Annotated in this window: 23 protein-coding genes, 1 tRNA gene and 1 pseudogene; 15 read left to right on the top strand and 10 right to left on the bottom strand. The window is 63.8% G+C overall.

All coding sequences use genetic code 11. The features are described from left to right. Positions 1-463 (top strand): KUP/HAK/KT family potassium transporter (locus EN824_RS03990; RefSeq protein ID WP_189522122.1); only part of this gene is annotated, 463 nt, incomplete at its 5' end. A gap of 37 nt (positions 464-500) precedes the next feature. Then, positions 501-1,541, top strand: a complete 1,041-nt coding sequence (locus EN824_RS03995; protein ID WP_135928376.1) for an aldehyde reductase — start codon at positions 501-503, stop codon at positions 1,539-1,541. Between the two features lie 34 nt (positions 1,542-1,575). Here the strand turns inward: EN824_RS03995 and EN824_RS04000 are convergent, their stop codons facing one another. Next, a complete protein-coding gene (locus EN824_RS04000) occupies positions 1,576-2,466 on the bottom strand; it encodes an SDR family oxidoreductase (protein ID WP_127279156.1) in 891 nt (296 codons plus the stop codon). 135 nt (positions 2,467-2,601) lie between these two features. Between EN824_RS04000 and EN824_RS04005 the strand changes: the two genes are divergently transcribed. Continuing rightward, a complete protein-coding gene (locus tag EN824_RS04005; RefSeq protein WP_127871613.1) occupies positions 2,602-3,012 on the top strand; it encodes a helix-turn-helix domain-containing protein in 411 nt (136 codons plus the stop codon). A gap of 52 nt (positions 3,013-3,064) precedes the next feature. After that, positions 3,065-4,330: an NAD(P)/FAD-dependent oxidoreductase gene (locus EN824_RS04010; protein WP_135866522.1), complete on the top strand. Its 1,266-nt coding sequence runs from the start codon at positions 3,065-3,067 to the stop codon at positions 4,328-4,330. Here the strand turns inward: EN824_RS04010 and EN824_RS04015 are convergent. After that, positions 4,278-5,063, bottom strand: coding sequence for a glutathione S-transferase family protein (locus EN824_RS04015; protein WP_245520942.1), 786 nt, complete (start codon positions 5,061-5,063; stop codon positions 4,278-4,280). The genes EN824_RS04010 and EN824_RS04015 overlap by 53 nt on opposite strands. A 53-nt stretch (positions 5,064-5,116) precedes the next feature. Here EN824_RS04015 and EN824_RS04020 point away from each other — a divergent pair, with 53 nt between their 5' ends. The 3 genes from EN824_RS04020 (at position 5,117) to ilvC (ending at position 7,434) form a co-directional block, all read left to right on the top strand. Beyond that, positions 5,117-5,575, top strand: coding sequence for a MarR family transcriptional regulator (locus EN824_RS04020; RefSeq protein WP_135866525.1), 459 nt, complete (start codon positions 5,117-5,119; stop codon positions 5,573-5,575). 164 nt (positions 5,576-5,739) lie between these two features. Further along, entirely contained in the window at positions 5,740-6,396 is a 657-nt protein-coding gene (locus tag EN824_RS04025; RefSeq protein ID WP_127279159.1) for a TetR/AcrR family transcriptional regulator, read from the top strand. Positions 6,397-6,414: 18 nt separating this feature from the next. Next, positions 6,415-7,434, top strand: coding sequence for a ketol-acid reductoisomerase (gene ilvC, locus EN824_RS04030; protein ID WP_013531065.1), 1,020 nt, complete (start codon positions 6,415-6,417; stop codon positions 7,432-7,434). A gap of 164 nt (positions 7,435-7,598) precedes the next feature. Here ilvC and EN824_RS04035 read toward each other — a convergent pair whose 3' ends face one another. Continuing rightward, complete coding sequence (locus tag EN824_RS04035) at positions 7,599-8,186, bottom strand: BA14K family protein (RefSeq protein ID WP_127279160.1); 588 nt, start codon at positions 8,184-8,186, stop codon at positions 7,599-7,601. A 191-nt stretch (positions 8,187-8,377) separates the two neighbouring features. Here EN824_RS04035 and EN824_RS04040 point away from each other — a divergent pair, with 191 nt between their 5' ends. The 4 genes from EN824_RS04040 (at position 8,378) to EN824_RS04055 (ending at position 11,013) form a co-directional block, all read left to right on the top strand. Beyond that, positions 8,378-9,490 (top strand): endonuclease/exonuclease/phosphatase family protein, encoded by a 1,113-nt coding sequence (locus EN824_RS04040; RefSeq protein WP_135928380.1) that lies wholly within the window; start codon positions 8,378-8,380, stop codon positions 9,488-9,490. A gap of 26 nt (positions 9,491-9,516) precedes the next feature. Next, on the top strand, positions 9,517-10,233 hold the full coding sequence (locus tag EN824_RS04045; protein ID WP_127280731.1) for a hypothetical protein: 717 nt from the start codon (positions 9,517-9,519) through the stop codon (positions 10,231-10,233). Positions 10,234-10,336: 103 nt separating this feature from the next. Continuing rightward, complete coding sequence (locus tag EN824_RS04050; RefSeq protein ID WP_127280732.1) at positions 10,337-10,591, top strand: plasmid stabilization protein; 255 nt, start codon at positions 10,337-10,339, stop codon at positions 10,589-10,591. Further along, on the top strand, positions 10,588-11,013 hold the full coding sequence (locus tag EN824_RS04055) for a type II toxin-antitoxin system VapC family toxin (RefSeq protein WP_127280733.1): 426 nt from the start codon (positions 10,588-10,590) through the stop codon (positions 11,011-11,013). The genes EN824_RS04050 and EN824_RS04055 overlap by 4 nt, the downstream gene beginning before the upstream one ends. A gap of 74 nt (positions 11,014-11,087) precedes the next feature. On the opposite strand, the gene EN824_RS04060 is transcribed toward EN824_RS04055, so the two are convergent. The 4 genes from EN824_RS04060 to EN824_RS04075 all read right to left on the bottom strand — a co-directional run bounded on the left by EN824_RS04060 (position 11,088) and on the right by EN824_RS04075 (position 14,682). Continuing rightward, positions 11,088-11,327, bottom strand: coding sequence for a hypothetical protein (locus EN824_RS04060; protein WP_127280734.1), 240 nt, complete (start codon positions 11,325-11,327; stop codon positions 11,088-11,090). Positions 11,328-11,456: 129 nt separating this feature from the next. Further along, positions 11,457-12,674, bottom strand: a complete 1,218-nt coding sequence (locus EN824_RS04065) for an ABC transporter permease (protein ID WP_135866537.1) — start codon at positions 12,672-12,674, stop codon at positions 11,457-11,459. A 3-nt stretch (positions 12,675-12,677) separates the two neighbouring features. Beyond that, the gene (locus tag EN824_RS04070) at positions 12,678-13,385 is read right to left on the bottom strand and encodes an ABC transporter ATP-binding protein (protein WP_127871606.1); all 708 of its coding nucleotides are present in this window, start codon (positions 13,383-13,385) and stop codon (positions 12,678-12,680) included. A gap of 4 nt (positions 13,386-13,389) precedes the next feature. Next, positions 13,390-14,682 carry an efflux RND transporter periplasmic adaptor subunit gene (locus tag EN824_RS04075; protein WP_127279495.1) on the bottom strand — a complete coding sequence of 431 codons (1,293 nt, stop codon included), beginning with the start codon at positions 14,680-14,682 and terminating at the stop codon, positions 13,390-13,392. 101 nt (positions 14,683-14,783) lie between these two features. On the opposite strand from EN824_RS04075, the gene EN824_RS04080 reads away from it, so the two are divergent. Both EN824_RS04080 and EN824_RS04085 read left to right on the top strand, forming a co-directional pair. After that, positions 14,784-15,692, top strand: a complete 909-nt coding sequence (locus EN824_RS04080) for a PhzF family phenazine biosynthesis protein (protein ID WP_127279494.1) — start codon at positions 14,784-14,786, stop codon at positions 15,690-15,692. A 106-nt stretch (positions 15,693-15,798) separates the two neighbouring features. Next, a tRNA-Lys gene (locus EN824_RS04085) sits at positions 15,799-15,874 on the top strand. 257 nt (positions 15,875-16,131) lie between these two features. Here the strand turns inward: EN824_RS04085 and EN824_RS04090 are convergent. Continuing rightward, positions 16,132-16,440: a hypothetical protein gene (locus EN824_RS04090; protein WP_135866546.1), complete on the bottom strand. Its 309-nt coding sequence runs from the start codon at positions 16,438-16,440 to the stop codon at positions 16,132-16,134. A 468-nt stretch (positions 16,441-16,908) separates the two neighbouring features. On the opposite strand from EN824_RS04090, the pseudogene EN824_RS04100 reads away from it, so the two are divergent. Both EN824_RS04100 and EN824_RS04105 read left to right on the top strand, forming a co-directional pair. Continuing rightward, a pseudogene (locus EN824_RS04100) lies at positions 16,909-17,229 on the top strand (IS1 family transposase); the annotation flags it as partial. A gap of 38 nt (positions 17,230-17,267) precedes the next feature. Further along, positions 17,268-17,555, top strand: coding sequence for a hypothetical protein (locus tag EN824_RS04105; protein ID WP_127279492.1), 288 nt, complete (start codon positions 17,268-17,270; stop codon positions 17,553-17,555). Between the two features lie 68 nt (positions 17,556-17,623). Here the strand turns inward: EN824_RS04105 and cobT are convergent, their stop codons facing one another. Then, positions 17,624-18,634 carry a nicotinate-nucleotide--dimethylbenzimidazole phosphoribosyltransferase gene (gene cobT / locus EN824_RS04110; RefSeq protein WP_127279491.1) on the bottom strand — a complete coding sequence of 337 codons (1,011 nt, stop codon included), beginning with the start codon at positions 18,632-18,634 and terminating at the stop codon, positions 17,624-17,626. 37 nt (positions 18,635-18,671) lie between these two features. Next, positions 18,672-19,448 carry an adenosylcobinamide-GDP ribazoletransferase gene (gene cobS, locus EN824_RS04115; RefSeq protein WP_135866548.1) on the bottom strand — a complete coding sequence of 259 codons (777 nt, stop codon included), beginning with the start codon at positions 19,446-19,448 and terminating at the stop codon, positions 18,672-18,674. Positions 19,449-19,450 lie beyond the last annotated feature (2 nt).

A 19,450-nucleotide genomic window follows, 5' to 3' on the forward strand; every position in this document is an offset into this window, starting at 1 on the left:
GCAGCAGCTGGTCTCGGGCACCGCCGTGTTCCTAACCAGCGATCCCTTGAGCGCACCGACCGCGCTGATGCACAGCCTGAAGCATTACAAGGTGCTGCACGAGCAGAACGTCATCCTCTCGGTGGTCACCGCTCCTCAGCCGGTGGTGCCCGACAGCGACCGGGTCAAGATGGAGACGGTCAACGAGCTGTTCATGCGGGTGACGCTGACCTTCGGCTACATGGAGCAGCCCAACATTCCGCGCGCGCTGGCGATCTGCCGCAAGCAAGGCTGGAAGTTCGACATCATGACGACGTCCTTCTTCCTGTCGCGGCGCTCGCTGAAGGCCTCGCCCAATTCCGGCATGCCGATGTGGCAGGACAGGCTGTTCATCGGCCTAGCGCGCACGGCGGCCGACGCCACCGAATATTTCCAGATTCCAACCGGACGTGTGGTAGAAATCGGTACGCAGGTGGCGATCTGACGAGGTCGATCGCCTCGGCCTGAACGGGGAGGCGGGGATGAGCGGCGAATTGGTGCTTGTCACCGGCGGGTCGGGGTTCCTCGGCGCTCACTGCATCCTTGCCCTGTTGAAGCCGGGCTATCGCGTGCGCACGACGCTGCGCTCCGCCAGGCGTGAAGCCGATGTTCTGGCCATGCTGAAGGTTGGTGGCGCCGAGCCCGGCGACCGGCTTTCCTTTGCCATTGCCGACCTCATGAGCGACGCCGGCTGGCCGCAAGCGGTTGCCGGCTGCGACTATGTCCTGCATGTCGCCTCGCCATTTCCCTTCGGCGTGCCGAAGCATGAAGATGACCTGATCATCCCGGCTCGCGAAGGCGCCTTGCGCGTGCTCAGGGCGGCGCGAGACGCAGGCGTCAAACGCGTCGTGCTGACCTCATCCTTCGCCGCTATCGGCTATGGCAAGATGCCGCCGGACGGCCGGCCCTTCACCGAAGAGAGCTGGACCGATCCGACGGCCAAGGTCAGCGCCTATGTGAAGTCGAAGACGCTCGCCGAACGCGCGGCCTGGGATTTCATCGCCGCCGAGGGTGGCAGCCTGGAGCTGGCAGTCGTCAATCCGGTCGGCATTTTCGGGCCTGTCCTGGGGGCCGACCATTCGACCTCCACCGCATTCGTCCAGCGCATGATGAACGGTGCCATGCCGGGGCTGCCGCGCCTGTCCTTCGGTGTGGTCGACGCGCGCGACGTGGCCGACCTGCATGTGCGCGCCATGACCAATCCCGCTGCCAAGGGCGAGCGGTTTCTGGCCGTAGCCGGCGATTTCATGACCGTGCGGGAGATCGCGCAGGCCGTGAAGACGCGGCTCGGCGCGGCCGCCTCGCGTGTCTCGACACGGGAGCTTCCCGATTGGCTGGTGCGGGTGGTGGGGTTGTTCAACGCGGAAGCCGCGCAGCTGGTGACGGAACTCGGCAAGGTCAAGAACGCCACCAACGCCAAGGCGGTGCGCATGCTCGGCTGGGCGCCGCGCTCGCGCGAGGATGCCCTGGCCGCCACCGGAGCAAGCCTGGTTCGGCTTGGGCTGGTCAAGACCCCGAAATAGCGCGGCGGGACAAAGCCTTCCCGCCGCGCGGATTTCAGCCGGCCAGCGCGGCCTTGTTGGCCTTGAGAAACTGCTTCAGCGGTACCGACTTCCGGCCGGAAAGGGTCTCCACCGAGTCCGTTACCATGCCAAGGTCGCCGGCGCGTGTGGCAGCATCGAAGGACACCAGGAGCTTGGCGATCGGCTCGGGAAGCCCGGCCGCCTTCATTCCCTCGGTCAGCGCTTCGTCGGAGAGCTGGACGACCTGGATCGGCTTGCCGGTGACTTCGGTGACCAGTGCGGCGACTTCGGCTGGTGTATAGGCCTTGGGGCCAGTCAGCGTGTAAGTCGTGCTTTCGGTGTCGTCCGAAGCCAGCCCCGCGGCTATGGCCGCGGCCAGATCGCTCCGCGCGCCGTAGGAAATGGCGCCATCGGCCGCGGACGTATACCATTGGCCCGATGCGAGGATTTGCGGCATCGCCATGAACAGGTTCTCGTCGTACCAGCCATTGCGGAAGATCGTGTAGGGAATGCCGCTCGCCTTGATCGCCTGTTCCGTGTCGTAGTGGTCGGGCGCGAAGAGCACCGGCGACCCCGGCTCGGTGTTGGGCATCGAGGTGTAAAGCAGGTGGCCGACGCCTGCCTTGCTGGCCGCAGCGACCGCCGCGAGCTGCTGTTCGCGCCGCTTTCCCTGGATCGCCAGCTCGTTGGTCGAAATGATGAGCGCCCGGTCGGCGCCGGCGAAAGCTTTGGCAAGCGAGGCCTGATCGTCGAAGTCGGCCTCGCGAACAGTGACGCCGCGCGCTGACAGGTCGGCAAGATTGGCGGGCGTGCGGGTCGTGGCGATGATTCGGGCCGCCGGTATCTCGAACGTGTCCAGCAGATGGTTGATGACGCTGCGGCCGAGCTGGCCGGACGCGCCGGTGACGAGAAGAGTTGCGGTCATGGGGGATCCTGACTTTGCGCCGGAAGGGCGGTTCGAGTGGTGGTCTCAAAAAGAGACCAGCACTAAAATAGGAATTGACCCGATGCCGTAAAGAAGGCAGTTTTTGGGGAGGTAGGCACAGGCAGGGAACCAGTCATGGACAGCCGAACCGTCAATCTGAGATCCAAACTCGAAGTCTACAAAGCGATGACCGACGGCGGAAGCATCGCCGATTGCCCGGTCCGCGACGTCATCCAGGGGCTCAATGGCAAATGGAGTTCGCTGTTGACGGCGGCCTTGGCTGAGCAGCCCTATCGCTTCGGCGAGCTGCGGCGGCTGGTTCCCGACATTTCGCAGCGCATGCTGACCCAGACGCTCTACGATCTGCAGCGCGACGGCTATGTGCGTCGCGAAGTGTTTCCGACCAAGCCGCCGAGTGTCGAATACAGCCTGACCGACCTCGGGCGCTCGATGTTCGATGCCTTGCAGTATTTGCTGCAGTGGGCTGAAAACAACCATGACGCGGTGCGCGACGCGCGCACTGCCTTCGACGCGACCCAGGCTTGAACAACGGACAGTGCGCGGCTCGGCGACTTGATTTCGCCCGACGGCTGAAGGATTGTCCCGGCCAGTTCGGCTTGGGGGCATCGGCATTTCCTACGACATTGCAATTGCAGGCGCCGGTCCGGCAGGGCTGGCCATGGCGCTTTACCTCAAGCGCGCCGGCCACAGGGTCACCGTCTTCGAACGCTTCGAGGAACCCAGGCCGGTCGGCTCCGGCCTGATCCTGCAGCCGACCGGGCTGACGGTGCTGGCCGATCTCGGCCTGCTCGATGATGTCATGGCACTTGGTGCCCGCATCGACCGGCTGCATGGCGCCGATGCCTCGACCGGCCGCACCGTGCTCGATGTCCGCTACGACGCCCAGCAGGGCGGCCGCTTCGGCCTGGCGGTGCACCGGGCTGCCCTGTTCGGCGTGCTGTTCCGCGCTGCCCGGCGTGAGACCCTCGCCATCGAAACCGGCGTCGAAATCGAGACCCTGGAAATCGGCGAACGGGCAACGCTGATCCACAGCGGCGGGCGAAAGGCGGGGCCGTTCGATCTGGTCGTCGATGCCAGCGGCGCACGCTCGAAACTGCGGCAATGCGCCGGCAATGCCGCGGCACCACGACCACTCACCTATGGCGCGTTCTGGGCATCGCTGGATTGGCGAGGCGAGGGCTTTGACGAGCACGCGCTCTTGCAGCGCTACGACAAGGCCAGCGTGATGATCGGCGTGCTGCCGATCGGCCGGCCGGAACCCGATGCCGAAAGGATGGCGGCTTTCTTCTGGAGCCTGAAACCGGCGGATGCCGATGCCGTGCGCAACCTCGGCATCGATGCCTGGAAGGAGCGGGTGCTGCGGCTGTGGCCGCAGGCCGAGGCGTTCACCGGCCAGATCGACAGTTTCGACCAGCTCTCGCTGGCCCGCTACGGCCACCATACGATGAAATTTCCGGCTGGCCGGCGGCTGGCCGTGATCGGCGACGCCGCGCACTCGACCAGCCCACAGCTTGGCCAGGGCGCCAACATGGCGCTCCTCGACGCCGCCGCGCTCAGCCATGCGCTGGCGCGAGCGGACGGCGTGGAGGCAGCGCTGGAAGCCTATGCGAGAGCGCGGCGCTGGCATGTGCGGGCCTTCCAGGCACTGTCGCTGGCATTCACGCCCTTCTACCAGTCGGATTCGGCGGCGCTGCCCTTCATCCGCGACAGGCTGGTGGCGACGATCGCCAAAATCCCGCCGGCGCCGCGGTTTCTCGCCTCGATGGTGGCCGGCACGGTGATCGATCCGTTCAGGCGGGCAGGGCTTGCCGAAGCGCGGTGGCCGGATCGCCTTGCCGAATGAGACTCGATAGGAAAGACCCCTTCGCCCGCAGGAAAGCATGCAGGCGCTGCGGATAGTCAGGCGCCACGGCTTGCCTGATCGACGGACGGCCGCTCAACGCCTTGCGCCAGGCCTGGACAAGCGGCTTGCCTTCCAGGATGCCGAAATCGCCGATCCGGTCGAAGGCGTCGAGGTAGCGAAAGACCGGACCGTAAACGGCATCGACGAGGGAAAAGCGGCTGCCAGCGAACCATGGCCCGCGCCGCGGGGTATCGTCCGCGAGTTCAGCCTCGAGGCGGCCAAACATCGCCGACAGCGCACTACACTCGGCGAGGAAGCCGGCCTCGCTCGGCGCTGAATAGAAGCGACCGATGGCGTTGAGGATGGCCGAGCCGTATTCGATCCAAGCCCGGTGCCGGGCACGAGCGTAGGGATCGGCAGGGTGGAGGGGATTGGTCTGTGTCTCCTCGAGGAATTCGAGGATGACCGCCGATTCGAAGATTATCGTCTCGTCGCCAGCTTGCCGCACGCGCAGCAGCGGCACCTTGCCGAGTGGCGAGATCGCCTTGAACCAGTCCGGCTTGTCGGCGAGGTCGATGTCGACGCGCTCGAACGGGACGCCCTTCTCGGCCAACGAGATCGCGGCGCGTTGGACATAGGGGCAAAGGGGGTGGCTGACGAGAATGAGGGTGTCGGTATGTTGCACGGGGATGTGCCTCTCGATATCGATGCGGTTGCATTTATGTAGATGCATGTGCATTGATCGTCAAGCTTGATGCAATTGCATCTACCTCGTATGGTGCGGCCATGACAGAGACAGCCATGCCTTCGCCTGAAGCCATCAAGGTCTGGGCCCGCCTGATGCGGGTGTCGCGCCAATTGATGGAACGCGCCGAGGACGCGCTGAAGGAGGGCGGCCTGCCGCCGCTCGCATGGTATGACGTGTTGCACGAGCTTGCCGAGGCCGGCGAGGCCGGTTTGCGGCCGTTTCAATTGATCGAGCGCACCTTGTTTGCCCAGTACAACATCTCGCGGCTGCTGGCGCGGCTCGAGGCCGGCGGGCTGGTCGAGAAACTGCCGGTGGCCGATGACGGCCGTGGGCAAACCATCCGCGTCACGGCCACGGGACGTGAGACGCGCCGCCGGATGTGGGCGGTCTACGGGCGCTCGATCGCGGACCTGGTTGGCGCCAAACTGTCAACCGTTGAGTTGAACACGGTCTCGGCGATGCTCGGCCGGCTGCGCGATCCGCCTGTGGACCATTGAGGTTGGAAGAGTACTGAGCGGCTGTTGCGCACCGTCGCCTTTTGCCGCCAAATATTTCTACTTTTTCCCCTTGCGTCGGATGGCGGATCGCGCAATATCCCGAACCGTAACGTACGGTACGCTGTAGTTGACGCCGAACTGTACCCTTCGAACAGGAGCCGAGCGTGTTGCAGGCCAACGCCGACATCGACAACAGCCAGACGCTGACGGAGCGGCAGCAGGCCGTCCTGGACGCGGCGCTGCGGCTGCTGGTCGAGGAGGGCGACAACCTGACCATGACTGCCGTGGCGCGACGCGCCAGCTGTTCCAAGGAAACCCTCTACAAATGGTTCGGCGACCGCGACGGGCTTTTGACGGCAACCGTGCAGTGGCAGGCCTCCAAGGTCCGGGTGGCTCCGGTCGACGGCAAGGGGCTTGACCTTGCCTCGCTGGCGGCGAGCCTAGAGCGTTTCGCTTCCGATTGGCTGAGAGTGATCTCCAGCGACACCTCGATTGCGCTCAACCGTGTCGCGGTCGGCCATGCCGGGTCGGGCAAGGACAATCTCGGCGCCGTCGTGCTGGAGAATGGGCGCTTTGCCCTGGCCAAGCGGCTGAAGCCGGTGCTTGAGGCCGGCCGGCAGGCGGGACTCCTTGAATTTTCGGATGCCGAGATGGCGTTCCGTACCTTTTTCGGACTGGTTGGCCGGGATGTGCAGATCCGTCTGCTCCTCGGTGACCGGCTGGAATTGACTGAGGCGGCGATCGGCGGCGATGCCATCCGCGCGACGCAGCAGTTTCTCGCTCTTTTCGGAGCAACAAACGGCCGCAAGGCCTCTTCATAAAACGGGAAGGAAGTAAAAATGCGCGTCTATTACGATCGTGATGCCGATCTCAACCTGATCAAGGGCAAGAAGGTCGCCATCATCGGCTATGGCAGCCAGGGCAGGGCGCATGCGCTCAACCTCAAGGATTCCGGCGCCAAGGAAATCGCCATCGGCCTCAAGGCCGGCTCGGCGACCGCCAAGAAGGTCGAGGCTGACGGGCTCAAGGTGATGAGCGTCGCCGACGCCGCCAAATGGGCCGATCTGATGATGATGGCGACGCCAGACGAATTGCAGGCCGACATCTACAAGAACGAGATCGCGCCGAACATCCGCGACGGTGCCGCGATCGCCTTCGCGCACGGCCTCAACGTGCATTTCGGCCTCATCGAACCCAAGTCGACCGTCGACGTGGTCATGATCGCGCCGAAGGGTCCCGGCCACACGGTGCGCGGCGAATACCAGAAGGGCGGCGGCGTGCCGTGCCTGGTCGCCGTCAACCAGGACGCCTCGGGCAACGCGCTCGACCTCGCTCTCTCCTATGCTTGCGGCGTCGGCGGCGGCCGTTCGGGCATCATCGAGACCAATTTCCGCGAAGAATGCGAGACCGACCTGTTCGGCGAGCAGGTCGTGCTGTGCGGGGGCCTGGTCGAACTGATCCGCGCCGGCTTCGAGACGCTGGTGGAAGCCGGTTACGCGCCGGAAATGGCCTATTTCGAGTGCCTGCACGAGGTCAAGCTGATCGTCGACCTGATCTATGAAGGCGGCATCGCCAACATGAACTACTCGATCTCCAACACCGCCGAATGGGGCGAATATGTCTCGGGTCCGCGCATCATCACCGCCGAGACCAAGGCCGAGATGAAGCGCGTGCTGAAGGACATCCAGACGGGGAAATTCACCTCGGAATGGATGCAGGAATACCGCGCCGGCATGTCGCGCTTCAAGGGCATCCGCCGCAACAACGACAGCCACCAGATCGAGGAAGTCGGCGCCAAGCTGCGCGCGATGATGCCTTGGATTTCGAAGAACAAGCTGGTGGACAAGGCCAAGAATTGAGCGAAATCTATCCGCTCGAAGCCCCTCCAACTCTTGGTTTTTACGCAATTCCGGATGGAAAACCGCTACGCACTTTTCTGGAATTGCTCTGACTTCGAACGGTCAAAAACCAAAAACGGCGCCACGTGGCGCCGTTTTCATTTCTGGTGTCAGCCGCAGGCAGCTCAACTATAGGGCGACCAGCACTGCTGGCGCGGCCCGTTATAGGGCTGGAACGTGTTGTCGTAAGCGCGGTACGACCGGTAGCGGTTGTAGCACCACCGGACATGGGCGCTCGAAAGCCGTCCCGCGCGGTAGTAGCGGCGTGGCGCCGGCGCATAGTAGTCGTAGTTGTTATAGTTGTTGTACATGCTGCCAAGGCCGAGACCCAGGCCAAGGCCGAGGATCGCGGCGGCGCCATCGTCGTAGTAGCCGCCGTGATAGTAGCGGCGGCCATGGCGCCAGCGCCAGTCGTCGCCGCGGTTCCAGTTGCCGCCACCATTCCAGTGACGGCCGCTCCAGTTGCCTCCGCCATTCCAGTGGCGGCCGTTCCAGTTCCCCGACCGGCGCCATCTCCAATCGTTGTTGAAACTCCGGTTGTTGCCGCCGGCCCAGCCTTCGCGGACCGGGGTGACCGTTGGCGCGGCGGTGCTGGCCGGGATCGACACATCCGGCTGTAGGATCGGCCCGGCAGCGGACGGCGCCGTGACGCCGGAGACAATACCAAGCGCTATCAGCCCGGATTTGACAGTGGAAGAAAAAAGCGCGTTCATTGCACTTCTCCAAGAGAACAGGCCCCACGCCCTACCCAGGGGAATGGGACCACTGTGGATCTTTGCGTCTGAACGGCGGATGAACGGAAAGGTTCCGTCAACCATGGCGCGAACGCCGTCAGGACCAAACGATCCCTGCTTGTGGTCTTGCGATCTTGTCTTCCGCTGCTCTTGCAGGCAAAGGTCAGCGCATGTCGCTGCGCCTTGCCACCTTCAATGTCGAGAACCTGATGAATAGGTTCGACTTTTCCGGCTATCGCAACCAACTCAACGAGGACCGGACACTGGCGCTGTTCGATATCCAGAGCGAGGCCGAATACAGGATGCTGGAACAGGCGCGCGCCATCGCGCAATCCGATGACACGCGCCAGCTGACGGCGCTGGCCATCGCCGCCACCCGCGCCGACATCATCTGCATGCAGGAGGTCGACAACATCGAAGCGCTGAAGGCGTTCGAGTACGGCTATCTGTTCAAGATGGTGGGGCAGGGCTACCGCCAGAAATACACCACGTCGGGCAATGATTCGCGCGGCATCGATGTCGCGATAATGATGCGCAACGAGACTGCGCAGGGACAGCCGATCGAATTCGTGCGCATGACCAGCCACGCCTATGTCACCTACGAGCAGTTCGGCTTGCACACGCCGGAACTCGCGGCGCTTGGCAACCAGGCCAATGAACGCATCTTCCGGCGCGACTGCCTGGAGGTCGACATCAAGGTGGGCGGCGCGCCGATGACGCTCTATCTCGTGCACTTCAAGTCGATGGGGTCGCCCCGCAACGGGCTCGACGGACGCGAGGCGACAATGCCGGTGCGCATCGCCGAGGCGCAGGCCGTGCGGCGCATCATCGAGGAGCGCTTCGGTGGGGATCACGCTGCCGACAAGCGCTGGGCGATCTGCGGCGACATGAACGATTACCGCCAGCGCGTGAAGATCGCCGGCGATGAGGTCGACGGCTACCGTTTCGAGGTGGTCGACGAGAACCTGTCCTGCATCAACGTGCTGACAGCGGGCGGCTTCTGCGAAAACGTGGTCGAGCGGCGGCCGGAAATGAACCGCTGGACCTTCTATCACACACGCGGACCCGAGGAGCGGCATTTGTGCCAGCTCGACTATATCCTGCTTTCCAGGGGACTGGCGGCCAAGAACGCCACCGCCGTTCCCGACATCATCCGCAACGGCCAGCCCTGGCGCACGATCTTTCCCGCGGGCCAGGAAGTCGAGCGCTTCCCGCGTGCCGGCTGGGATCGGCCCAAGGCCTCGGACCATTGCCCGGTGGCGATCACGCTGGACATGGCCTGATGGGCAGGATCGGGACCTGAGCCGACATGAGCTTCGATCTTCCGCGCAATGTCATCCTGCCGGTCGATGCCATCGACGTCCGTCTCGATCCCGGCCCGCATCCCTTCGCGGTGGATAATGCCGAGGCGATCGCCAAGAATTGGCAGAGCGAGATCGCGGCAAATCCGGCGCTGTTCGACGGCACGGTGGTTCTGCTTTCGGAACTCGCCTATCGCGACCGCAGCCTCATTGGCCGCTGTCATGCGATCAACTACTCGACCTTCATGCTTTGGCGCAAACGACGGGAGAATTCCGGCGCCGAGCACGCCTATGGGCACGCCATGCTGGTGGCCGGGGACAACGCTCTGGTGGCGATCCGCATGGGACGACACACAGTGGGTGCCGGGAGCGTCTATTTCGCCGCGGGCTCGTTCGAGCCGACCGATTTCCGCGACGGTCTCGTCGATGTCGATTTCAACATGATCCGCGAGGTGCGCGAGGAGACCGGCCTCGACCTGTCGGATGCCAGGCGCGGTGTGCGCTGGCACGCCCTGTCGACGACAAGCGGCACGGTCATCTTCCGCCGCTATCATGTCGATGAGGCGGCTGACGAGATCGCATCGCGCATCCGCGCCTTCGTCGCCTCCGAAGCCGATCCGGAGATCGAGGGGCCTGTGATCATCCGCCATGCCGGCGACCTGCCGGACGGTCTGTCGCCGCATATGAAGCCGCTGATCGAGTGGCATTTTGCGAACGAGGGCTAAATCCCCTTGCATGCGCCTTACGGAGAAGCGTCGAGAGATTGCGTTGTGATATCAAACTTGATAAAATGCTATCAAAGATGTCACTATAAGTATGTTGCTATCGATGAGCGCTGTCACCATCCGCAATTTGCCAGAGGAAACGCTCCGCGCCTTGAAGGTGCGGGCGGCCCACCACGGCCGCAGCACTGAGGCCGAAATGCGAGAGATCCTGGAAACGGCCGTGCGGCCGGCCAATCGGGTCAAACTCGGCTCGCTGCTCGCCGCCATCGGTCGCGAGGCTGGATTGTCGCAAGAGGATGTCGATACCTTGCAAAGGCTCCGCGACAAGACACCGGGCGAGCCGGTACGGTTCGAATGATCCTCATCGATACCAATGTAATTTCCGAACCGTGGAAACCCGCGCCCGATCCGCGCGTCATCGCGTGGATCGACGCTCAGGCCGTTGAAACCCTGTATCTTTCGGCCGTCACCGTGGCCGAGCTGCGTTTCGGTGTCGCGGCGATGCCTGCCGGCAAGCGCCGCACGATCCTGCAGGATCGTCTGGAGCAGGACGCGCTGCCGCTGTTTGCTGGCCGTATTCTGCCCTTCGATCTCGATGCGTCGCGCGCCTATGCCATCCTCATGGTGCAGGCGAGGGCCGCGGGCAAGGCCATCGGCAACGCGGATGGTTACATCGCCGCCACAGCCGCTGCGCACGGCCTCACGGTCGCCACCCGCGATACCAGCCCGTTGGCGGCCGCCGGGTTGAATACCGTCAATCCGTGGGAAGCAGCGTTGTAACCGTGCCTGCCACTCGAAACCGCACGTTGTCGCCGCGGTCGGGATGAATGATCCGGGGAGAGGCGGACAGGGCTCTATGATGTCTTGCTCGTGAGTGCCTTGCGTTCGTTGCGCGCGGCGATGAAAAACAGAATGAAGCCGACGCCCAGCAACCCGCCCATCGCCATACCCATGGTCTGGCCGACGACCGCTTGGAAATCCGGTTTGACGCGATCGGGGTTGGTCATCCCGTAATCGGCGAGATACCACCAGATCCCTGCCAGGACAGCTTCGATAATCACCATGGTCAGGATCACGCGCGCCTTCTTGCTCATCAGCTGCTCCTCGACCAGAAATGCCTTGGCATAACATCGCCGACACAGTGACGACAGGGGCAGGGCGGAATCGTCCAAGGTTGCGCAAAAACCGGCGCGGCGTGCCGGGCGCCTTTGCAGCTTGCTCCCTTACTCGTGCCTTAGCGCGTCGATCGGATCGAGCCTGGCGCCGCGCAGGGCCGGGAAGAAGCCGAACACCATGCCGATCAGGGCGGAGAAGCCGACTGCGAGCAGGATCACCGCGGGGCTTGGCGCAAAGGGTATGGTCAAGGTCACGGAGGCGAGGCCGGCCAGCGCCAGCCCGATCAGGATGCCGATGATGCCGCCGAGCAGCGACAGCACGGTCGCCTCGACCAGGAACTGGATGAGGATGTGCTTTTCATGCGCGCCGATGGCGAGCCTGATGCCGATCTCGCGCGTTCGCTCGGTGACGGACACCAGCATGATGTTCATGATGCCGATGCCGCCGACCAGCAGGCTGACGCCGGCGACCGCGCCCAGCATGCCGGTCATGGTGGTGGTGGCACTGGCCATGGCATCGGCGATCTGGGTCATGTCGCGAATGGCGAAATCGCTTTCGCGGTCGGGGGTCATATGGCGCGCATCGCGCAAAATGTCCTCGACGCGCGGCTGCAATTCGGTGGTCGGCGTGCGGTCGTCGGCGGCGATGTAGATGTTGTCGATGTCGCGGTTGCCGGCGATGCGGCGCTGATAGGCGGCGAGCGGCATCAGCACGACATTGTCCTGGTCCTGGCCGAAGCCGGTATAGCCCTTGGGCTCGAGCAGGCCGACGATCTTGCAGGAGGTGCGGTTGACGCGGATGATCTCGCCCTCGGGATCGCCGGCGCCGAAGAATTGCTGGCGCACCGTTTCGCCGATCAGGCACACGCCGGTGCCCGACCGGGTTTCGGAATCGCTGAACGGGCGGCCCGAGACCAGTTTCCAGTCGCGTGCGTCGAGATAGGCGCTGTCGGTGCCGGTGACGCCAGAGGTCAGGCTTTCGGTGCCGAAGATGACGCGCACCTGCTTCTGCGATGCCGGCGATATGGCGCGCGCGCCGGTGAGATGCGCAACCAGCGCCGCCAGGTCCTTTTCGGCCAGCGGCCGCACCGCCTGGTCGAGCCCGCCCGGACCGCCGGGGCCGGCCGGGCGCCCGGCACGCACGACCAGCAGATTGCTGCCGAGCTTGGAAATGTCGGCCTTGACCTTCTGCGTGGTACCGGAGCCGATGGTCAGCATGGCAATGACGGCGGCAACGCCGATGACGATGCCGAGTAAGGTCAGGAACGAGCGCAGCACGTTGCGGCGGATCGAGCGCAGCGACAGGCGTACGGTTTCCCAGATCATGGCCTATGCCACTTCCAGGTTCATGGAATCGGAGGCCACGTGGCCGTCGAGGAAGCGGATGGTGCGCTCGGCGTATTCGGCGACATCGGCCTCGTGCGTAACCATGGCGATGGTCAGGCCAAGCTCCCTGTTCAGCCGCGTCAGCAGCTCCATGATCTCATGCGTGCGCGCGGTGTCGAGATTGCCGGTCGGCTCGTCGGCGACGAGCAGTGTCGGCCTGGTGACGATGGCGCGGGCGATCGCCACGCGCTGCTGCTGGCCGCCGGAAAGTTCGGCCGGCGTGTGGTGCTCGCGGCCGACGAGGCCGACCTCGGCCAGCGCCTGCATGGCGAGGTCGCGGCGCTCGCGGGCAGCGACGCCGCGATAGATCAGCGGCAGTTCGACATTCTCCGCCGCCGTGGTGCGGGCCAGGAGATTGTAGCCCTGGAAGACAAAGCCGACATAGAGGTTGCGCAGCATGGCGCGGCGGTTGCGGTCGAGCCGGCCGGCATCGACGCCCATGAAGGAATAGGTTCCGGCCGTCGGCGTGTCGAGGCAACCGATGATATTCATCGCCGTCGACTTGCCGGAGCCGGACGGACCCATGATGGCGACGAATTCGCCGCGCTTGATGGCAAGGTCGACGCCGGCCAGCGCATGCACCTTGGCTTCGCCCTGGCCGTAGCTCTTCCAGACCTTGTCGAAGGTGATGAGGGCGGCACCGGCGGCCATGGCCTCAGCTCCGCGACTGCGAGGCGGTGATCACCTGCGCGCCTTCCTCCAGGCCGGAGGTGATCTCGGTCAGCTCGCCGTCGGTGGAGCCGATCTTGACGTTGACCGGATGCGGCCGCCCGTTATCCAGCACATAGAGCGTGCGGGAACCATCGGTCGGTGCCTTCGCGGCCTGGCGCTGGCGGTTGCCGCCGGGGCGGCCCATGCGGCCGGTGAACAGGTCGCTCAAGCTCCAGCCGCGTGCCGCTTGCTGCGCCGGGCGGTAGCGGAAGGCGGAAGAAGGCACGGTGAGCACGTCCTTGGCCTGCCGCGTGACCACCGAAACTGTGGCGGTCATGCCGGGCCGCAACAGAAGTTCGCCGTTGTCGACCTCGAGCCGTGCATTGTAGGTGACGACGCCATCCGTCGTGACCGAGGCATAGGAGATGTCGCGAATTTCGGCATCGAACGGCCGGTCGGGGAAGGCGTCGACGGTGAAGCGGGCATGCTGGCCCGACTTGACCGCGCCGATGTCGGCTTCGTCGACCGCGGCCACCAACTCCATGTTTCTGAGATCGGCGGCGATGACGAACAGCACCGGCGCCTGCAGCGAGGAAGCGACCGTCTGGCCGGGGTCGACCGAACGGGTCAATACGATGCCGTCGATCGGCGCGTAGATGGTGCTCTTGGCAAGGTCGGTCTGCTGCGCCTTGAGGTCGGCCTGGGCGATGGCGAGATTGGCTTGCGCACTGTCGAGCGCCGCCTTGGCGCGGTCGCGGGTCGCGGTTGCCGCTTCGAGCGACTGGTCGGTCGCCATGCCGCGTTTTGTCAAGGCCGCTGCGCGTACCAACGCGCTTTCGGTCTCGGCCAGCGTCACCGTGGCGTCTTCGACATTGGCTGCGGCGCCCTTGGCGGATGCCTCAGCGCGTTCGATCTGGACCTCGAGTTTCACCGTATCAAGCGTCGCCAGCACGTCGCCCTTCTTGACCTGCTGGTTCTCCTCGGCGGAGACCGAGCGGATGATGCCGGACAATTCGCTGGAAATGTCGACTTGGGTGAGCGGCTGCAGCGTGCCCGTCGCCGACACCTGGACGGTGAGGTCGGCCTTGGCGGCCGGCACTGTCGTATAGTCGATCCTGGTCGGCGTGCCGGCATACCATTGATAGCCGGCAAAAGCCGCGACGAGGGCGATCAGGATCAGCAGCGCGTAGAGCCAACCGCGGCGGCGCGTCCTGCGCCGGCCGGCGTGGTCGAGCCCCAGCGCCGTCTCGATGGCGGAATCCGATTCCGTCTTTGGCAGATTGACAATCTGGTCCACCTCGGACCCCTATGATGCGCAACGTCCCTATCTGTGCACAGATCAGGCTTACCGGTTCAAATATCAAATTAAATTTCGCCCATGTTGGGATTGAGGCAGGAATGCAAACCCGGAATTACTTGCTTTACGATGTGTTCACGACCGAGCGACTGGCCGGCAACCCGCTGGCGGTGGTGTTGGATTGCAAAGGTCTGGACACCGCCGCGATGCAAGCCATCGCGCGCGAGTTCAACCTGTCCGAATCGGTTTTCGTGCTGCCGCCGGACAATCCCAAGCACCGAAACCGCATCCGCATCTTCACGCCCGACTATGAAATGCCGTTCGCGGGCCACCCGACGGTGGGCTCGGCCATTGCGCTGGCGGAATTGGCCGGTGAGGGCGGTGCCGGCATCTTCGTGCTGGAGGAAAATATCGGACCGGTGCGTTGCGCCGTGAGCCAGCACGATGGCGCCACCTTCGCCGAATTCGACCTGGCCAAGCTGCCGGAGCCGCTGAAGCTCGAAGCCGATCCGGTGGCGATCGGCGCGGCGCTTGGCTTGGCACCGCATGAAGTCGGCTTCGAGAATCACCGCGTCGCCTTCTGGTCGGCGGGCGTGCCCTACGTGACCATTCCGGTCGCCAATATCGAGGCGGCGGGCCGGATCCGGCTGGACAATCAGGCGTGGTCGGAACTGGCGCCGCGCAAGAGCGAATGGGCCTTTGCCAGCCCCTATGTCTATTGCCGCGAGACGGTAAACCACGAAAGCGCTTTCCACGTGCGCATGATCGTGCCGGGCACGCCGTCCTATGAAGACCCGGCGACGGGTTCGGCGGCGGCGGCCTTCGCCGGCGCCATCATGCATTTCGACGCTCCGACCGACGGGGTTTCGCAATTGTGGATCGAACAGGGACTGGAGATGGGGCGGCCATCGCGCATCCGCCTCGAATTGACCGTGCAGGGCGGAAAACTGGCCTCCGCGCGCATTGGCGGCAATGCGATCAAAGTCGCGGAAGGCAAGCTTTTCCTCTGATCGCCTCCGGGCTTTGTCGATTTGTCGGGAAATGATTCCGGCAGGGCTGGACAGGACCAGTATCGGCGGCTATATGGCCGCCAACGCCGGTTTTTACCGGCCGAGTGGGTGCGTAGCTCAGTTGGTAGAGCAGCTGACTCTTAATCAGCGGGTCCACAGTTCAATCCTGTGCGCACCCACCAAAAATCTAACAAAATCAATTTGTTGGACGAGGTGAGGGACCCTGACGGATGCAGGCGGAAGTCGGTATCCGCGCTATGTCTGAATATTTTGGGCAGCATCGAAGTTGCGTCCTGGTTTCTTTCCCGCTCAATCCGACCAAAAAGCCCCGTCGGCCTCTCCGGAAATTCAAAGCTTGCGAAACCCATCCGCCTCTAAATCAAAGAGATGGAGCATGATGTCGTCCGAAAACCGCGTCACACTTGTTCGGCATCATGCTCTAGATGCGCGTCATGTCATGCTTCCGGCTACCAAAATGTCGCGCTGGCGGTCGGTCGGTGCTTGCCCCTTGATCTGGTCCACGGCCCACTTCGATGATTCCCACCAGCGCGTGAACAAACTCAACCATATCGTTTGCCGTGATGGCTGCCTTGTCGGGGTTTTGCCCGATGTGCTCGGCTGCTTCGCAGCATGCGCGGCGGATGAGATCATAGTGTACATCCCTTTCATCCTCCGGCAACGCCGCCAACTTCATGGCTCGGCTATGAATCAACCGTAGCAATAGTTCGAGAGCTGCTCCGACACTCATGCGTTTGCTCCGCATTGGTCGAGCGTCCCGGCGCTTGAGGGCGCGCGTTTGGAACGTCCGATGAGGAGGCGTTTCCCATCCCCTTATGGAAGGCTGCATCACAGCCGTTAATATATTCTTTCTTGCTAATATGCGTCCTTGGAGCCTGCAGAAGGGCCGAGCGCGCCCGTGCCTTCTCTTGCTGTCGAAATTTCAGTCGGTTCGAGCAAGGACATCGCGCCCCCCTGTTTCGGGGTCTTCGAAAATTTAGGTAGTGGGTCAGTTTGAAATTCCGCCCCGATCACAATAGGCGCTTTCGCCTACGCTCTGTCTGGAAAATAGGCTGAAGCGCATGCCATCTTCAAGGCATGACAGAGAAGCACCCAAAGCGCCCGCGCGATCCTAACCAGTTGGCGAAGTCGATTGTCTCGCTCGCCACCGGCGAGGCTGAAGATAAGAAGCCGCTCGCCTGGCGGACGCAAAGAGACGGTCGAAGGCAATCCCGATCCTAAGCACGTCAGCACGTCATTTGCCGAGCGCCAGAACCTCACCATGCGGATGCACATGCGCCGCTTCACCCGCCTGACCAATGGCTTTTCCAAAAAGGTTGAAGCTCACGCTAATGCGGTCGCTCTGCACTTCATGTATTACAATTTCGTCCGCATCCATAAGACGCTGCGCGTCACCCCGGCGATGGCCGCTGGCGTGACTGACAAGCTTTGGGAGATCGGTGATATTGTCGCGTTGATTGAAGCGAAAGAAGCCGAGAAGCCAATGGCTCGCGGGGCTTATCGAAAGAAACTTAATTGAGACAGCGAACGTTCAGCGACAGTCAAATCGAAGAGTTTATGCATCTGCATCTGACCAAATACCCAGATGCCGTTGAACGTATGCATTTCGTCATGAAGCATCCGTTTCGGGATAATGACGAGCAAATGTCCAGAACCAGGCGGGAGATTTTGGACACCGCGAAACACCTAGCGTTCTTTCACGCCCATTCGCAGGAAATACCCAAGGATCGCCTCGCGAAGGTCGCTGATCCATATTATCACGCGCGCCACGACATCCTATCCGATGTGATCGCCCATGTCGCTGCCATGCTGGGCCCTATAGGTTCCTATGAGATCGAGGAATGATGCTCGCAATTTCAAACTGACCCACTACCAAAATTTATGAGGGTTTGTACCTCAAGGCGATCCGCGCATTACTTCTCCGACACGCCAGCCTCGGCAAAGCTCGCCATTCTCGCATGGCATTCCAGCGCCGAGCGCACGATGTTGACGGCCAGGCACGCGCCTGAGCCTTCGCCGAGCCGCATGCCGAGATCAAGCAGCGGCGGCAGGGCGAGCGCTTCGAGCAGGCCGCGATGGCCCGATTCGGCCGAGACGTGGGCGGCGATGGTGTGAGCGAGGCCGGTCGGGTGCAGCTTGGCCAGGGGTGCCGCGGCAGCGGTGCAGACGAAGCCGTCGAGCAGTACGGGTATGCCCAGATGCCGTGCGGCCAGCGTCGCGCCAAAGATCGCGGCGAGTTCGCGTCCGCCAAGGCTGGCCGCGATCCCCAGCGGATCGGCAAGGGCGGCGGCGTGGCGCTTCAGGCCGGCTTCGATGGCGACCACCTTGCGCTTCAGGCCGGCATCGTCGACGCCGGTGCCGCGTCCAGTCCATTTTTCCGCGCCGCCGCCGAACAGGGCAGCCGAGATGGCGGCGGCCGGCGTGGTGTTGCCGATGCCCATTTCGCCAAAGCAGACGAGATCGATGTCCTTGGTGACCGCGTCATAACCGGCGGAAACCGCGGCGAGAAAGGCTTTCTCATCCATCGCCGATGTCTGCGTGAAGTCGCCAGTGGGCTGGTCGAGGTCGAGCGGGATGACGTCGAGTTCGGCGCCGGCGATGCGGGCCAACTGGTTGATGGCGGCACCGCCGCCGGCGAAATTCGCCACCATTTGAACGGTGACTTCGGAAGGGTAGGCCGACACGCCCTGCGCGGTGACGCCGTGGTTGCCGGCGAAGACGAAGACTTTCACGCGGTCGAGCTTGGGCATATCGCGGCCCTGCCAGCGCGCCAGCCAGGCGGCGATGGTTTCCAGCCGGCCGAGGCTGCCTTGCGGCTTGGTCAGCGTGTCCTGACGGCGGGCAACGGCATCGGCCGCCGTCTCGCTGCCGGCGGGCAGATTAAGGCAGGCAGCGCGCAGTTCATCGAGGGATTTGAAGGGCATGGGGGCAAGGTCTCCAGAAGGGAATCAGGTCAAGGGATCAGGAAAGGGCGACGGAAGCGACGAGAAGCACCGCGATTTCGCTCACCTGCTGCAAGGCGCCGATCGTATCGCCGGTCTGGCCATCGATCTGGTTGAGGCAAAGAGCGTGGAAAGCGGCAAACAGCAGGCCAAGCAGGACGAGCGCGGCGATGGCGCCGCCGGGGCCAAGCAACAGCAAAGGGATCGCGCCGAGCACGCCGCCGGCTATGGCGGTGCCGAGCGATACCGTGCCGGCGTCGGCCGACAGGCCGTCGGATCGTGCCGGCGGCAAGAGGTGCATGAAGGCGCCGAGCACGCCACGCGAGGCCGCATGCGCGGCCACCAGAGCGAAGAGGGCTTGCGTGGGATCGGGGAGTTCCGACAGCGTGCTCCAGCGGGTCAGCAGCGCCAGCGCCAGCGCCATCGCACCATAGGCGCCGATGCGGCTGTCGCGCATGATCTCGAGCTTGCGTCCGCGCGACTTGCCGCCACCGAAGCCATCGGCGACGTCGGAGAGGCCATCCTCGTGCAGGCAGCCGGTGGTGAGCACGGTTGCAACAAGGGCCAGGGCGACTGATGGCCCAATGGCAAGGCCAAAGCGTTCCGCAGTGGCAAAGACGATCGCGCCGATCAAGCCGACGGCAAGGCCGGCGATCGGAGCGGCCCAGATCGCGGCGGCGAGGCTGCGGCCACGAAAATCGAGCACGGGCAGCGGCAGGCGCGTGAAGAAGACCAGGCAGAGCGCGATGTCATCGAGGACTTGCCGAGGCGACAGGGTGATTCTTGGGAGCTTCATGG

The sequence above is a fragment of the Mesorhizobium sp. M8A.F.Ca.ET.181.01.1.1 genome, from assembly GCF_004792025.1.
Classification (GTDB): Bacteria; Pseudomonadota; Alphaproteobacteria; order Rhizobiales; family Rhizobiaceae; genus Mesorhizobium.

Excerpts from the sequence above, each read along its gene's own strand:
- EN824_RS04020 (WP_135866525.1), top strand. The coding sequence starts at position 5,117 with ATGACAGAGACAGCCATGCCTTCGCCTGAAGCCATCAAGGTCTGGGCC.
- EN824_RS04055 (WP_127280733.1), top strand. The coding sequence starts at position 10,588 with ATGATCCTCATCGATACCAATGTAATTTCCGAACCGTGGAAACCCGCG.
- EN824_RS04005 (WP_127871613.1), top strand. The coding sequence starts at position 2,602 with ATGGACAGCCGAACCGTCAATCTGAGATCCAAACTCGAAGTCTACAAA.
- EN824_RS04050 (WP_127280732.1), top strand. The coding sequence starts at position 10,337 with ATGAGCGCTGTCACCATCCGCAATTTGCCAGAGGAAACGCTCCGCGCC.
- EN824_RS04000 (WP_127279156.1), bottom strand. The coding sequence starts at position 2,466 with ATGACCGCAACTCTTCTCGTCACCGGCGCGTCCGGCCAGCTCGGCCGC.
- EN824_RS04045 (WP_127280731.1), top strand. The coding sequence starts at position 9,517 with ATGAGCTTCGATCTTCCGCGCAATGTCATCCTGCCGGTCGATGCCATC.
- EN824_RS04090 (WP_135866546.1), bottom strand. The coding sequence starts at position 16,440 with ATGAGTGTCGGAGCAGCTCTCGAACTATTGCTACGGTTGATTCATAGC.
- EN824_RS03995 (WP_135928376.1), top strand. The coding sequence starts at position 501 with ATGAGCGGCGAATTGGTGCTTGTCACCGGCGGGTCGGGGTTCCTCGGC.
- EN824_RS04065 (WP_135866537.1), bottom strand. The coding sequence starts at position 12,674 with ATGATCTGGGAAACCGTACGCCTGTCGCTGCGCTCGATCCGCCGCAAC.
- EN824_RS04105 (WP_127279492.1), top strand. The coding sequence starts at position 17,268 with ATGCATCTGCATCTGACCAAATACCCAGATGCCGTTGAACGTATGCAT.
- EN824_RS04070 (WP_127871606.1), bottom strand. The coding sequence starts at position 13,385 with ATGGCCGCCGGTGCCGCCCTCATCACCTTCGACAAGGTCTGGAAGAGC.
- EN824_RS04040 (WP_135928380.1), top strand. The coding sequence starts at position 8,378 with ATGTCGCTGCGCCTTGCCACCTTCAATGTCGAGAACCTGATGAATAGG.
- cobS (WP_135866548.1), bottom strand. The coding sequence starts at position 19,448 with ATGAAGCTCCCAAGAATCACCCTGTCGCCTCGGCAAGTCCTCGATGAC.
- EN824_RS04035 (WP_127279160.1), bottom strand. The coding sequence starts at position 8,186 with ATGAACGCGCTTTTTTCTTCCACTGTCAAATCCGGGCTGATAGCGCTT.
- EN824_RS04060 (WP_127280734.1), bottom strand. The coding sequence starts at position 11,327 with ATGAGCAAGAAGGCGCGCGTGATCCTGACCATGGTGATTATCGAAGCT.
- cobT (WP_127279491.1), bottom strand. The coding sequence starts at position 18,634 with ATGCCCTTCAAATCCCTCGATGAACTGCGCGCTGCCTGCCTTAATCTG.
- EN824_RS04015 (WP_245520942.1), bottom strand. The coding sequence starts at position 5,063 with ATGCATCTACATAAATGCAACCGCATCGATATCGAGAGGCACATCCCC.
- ilvC (WP_013531065.1), top strand. The coding sequence starts at position 6,415 with ATGCGCGTCTATTACGATCGTGATGCCGATCTCAACCTGATCAAGGGC.
- EN824_RS04080 (WP_127279494.1), top strand. The coding sequence starts at position 14,784 with ATGCAAACCCGGAATTACTTGCTTTACGATGTGTTCACGACCGAGCGA.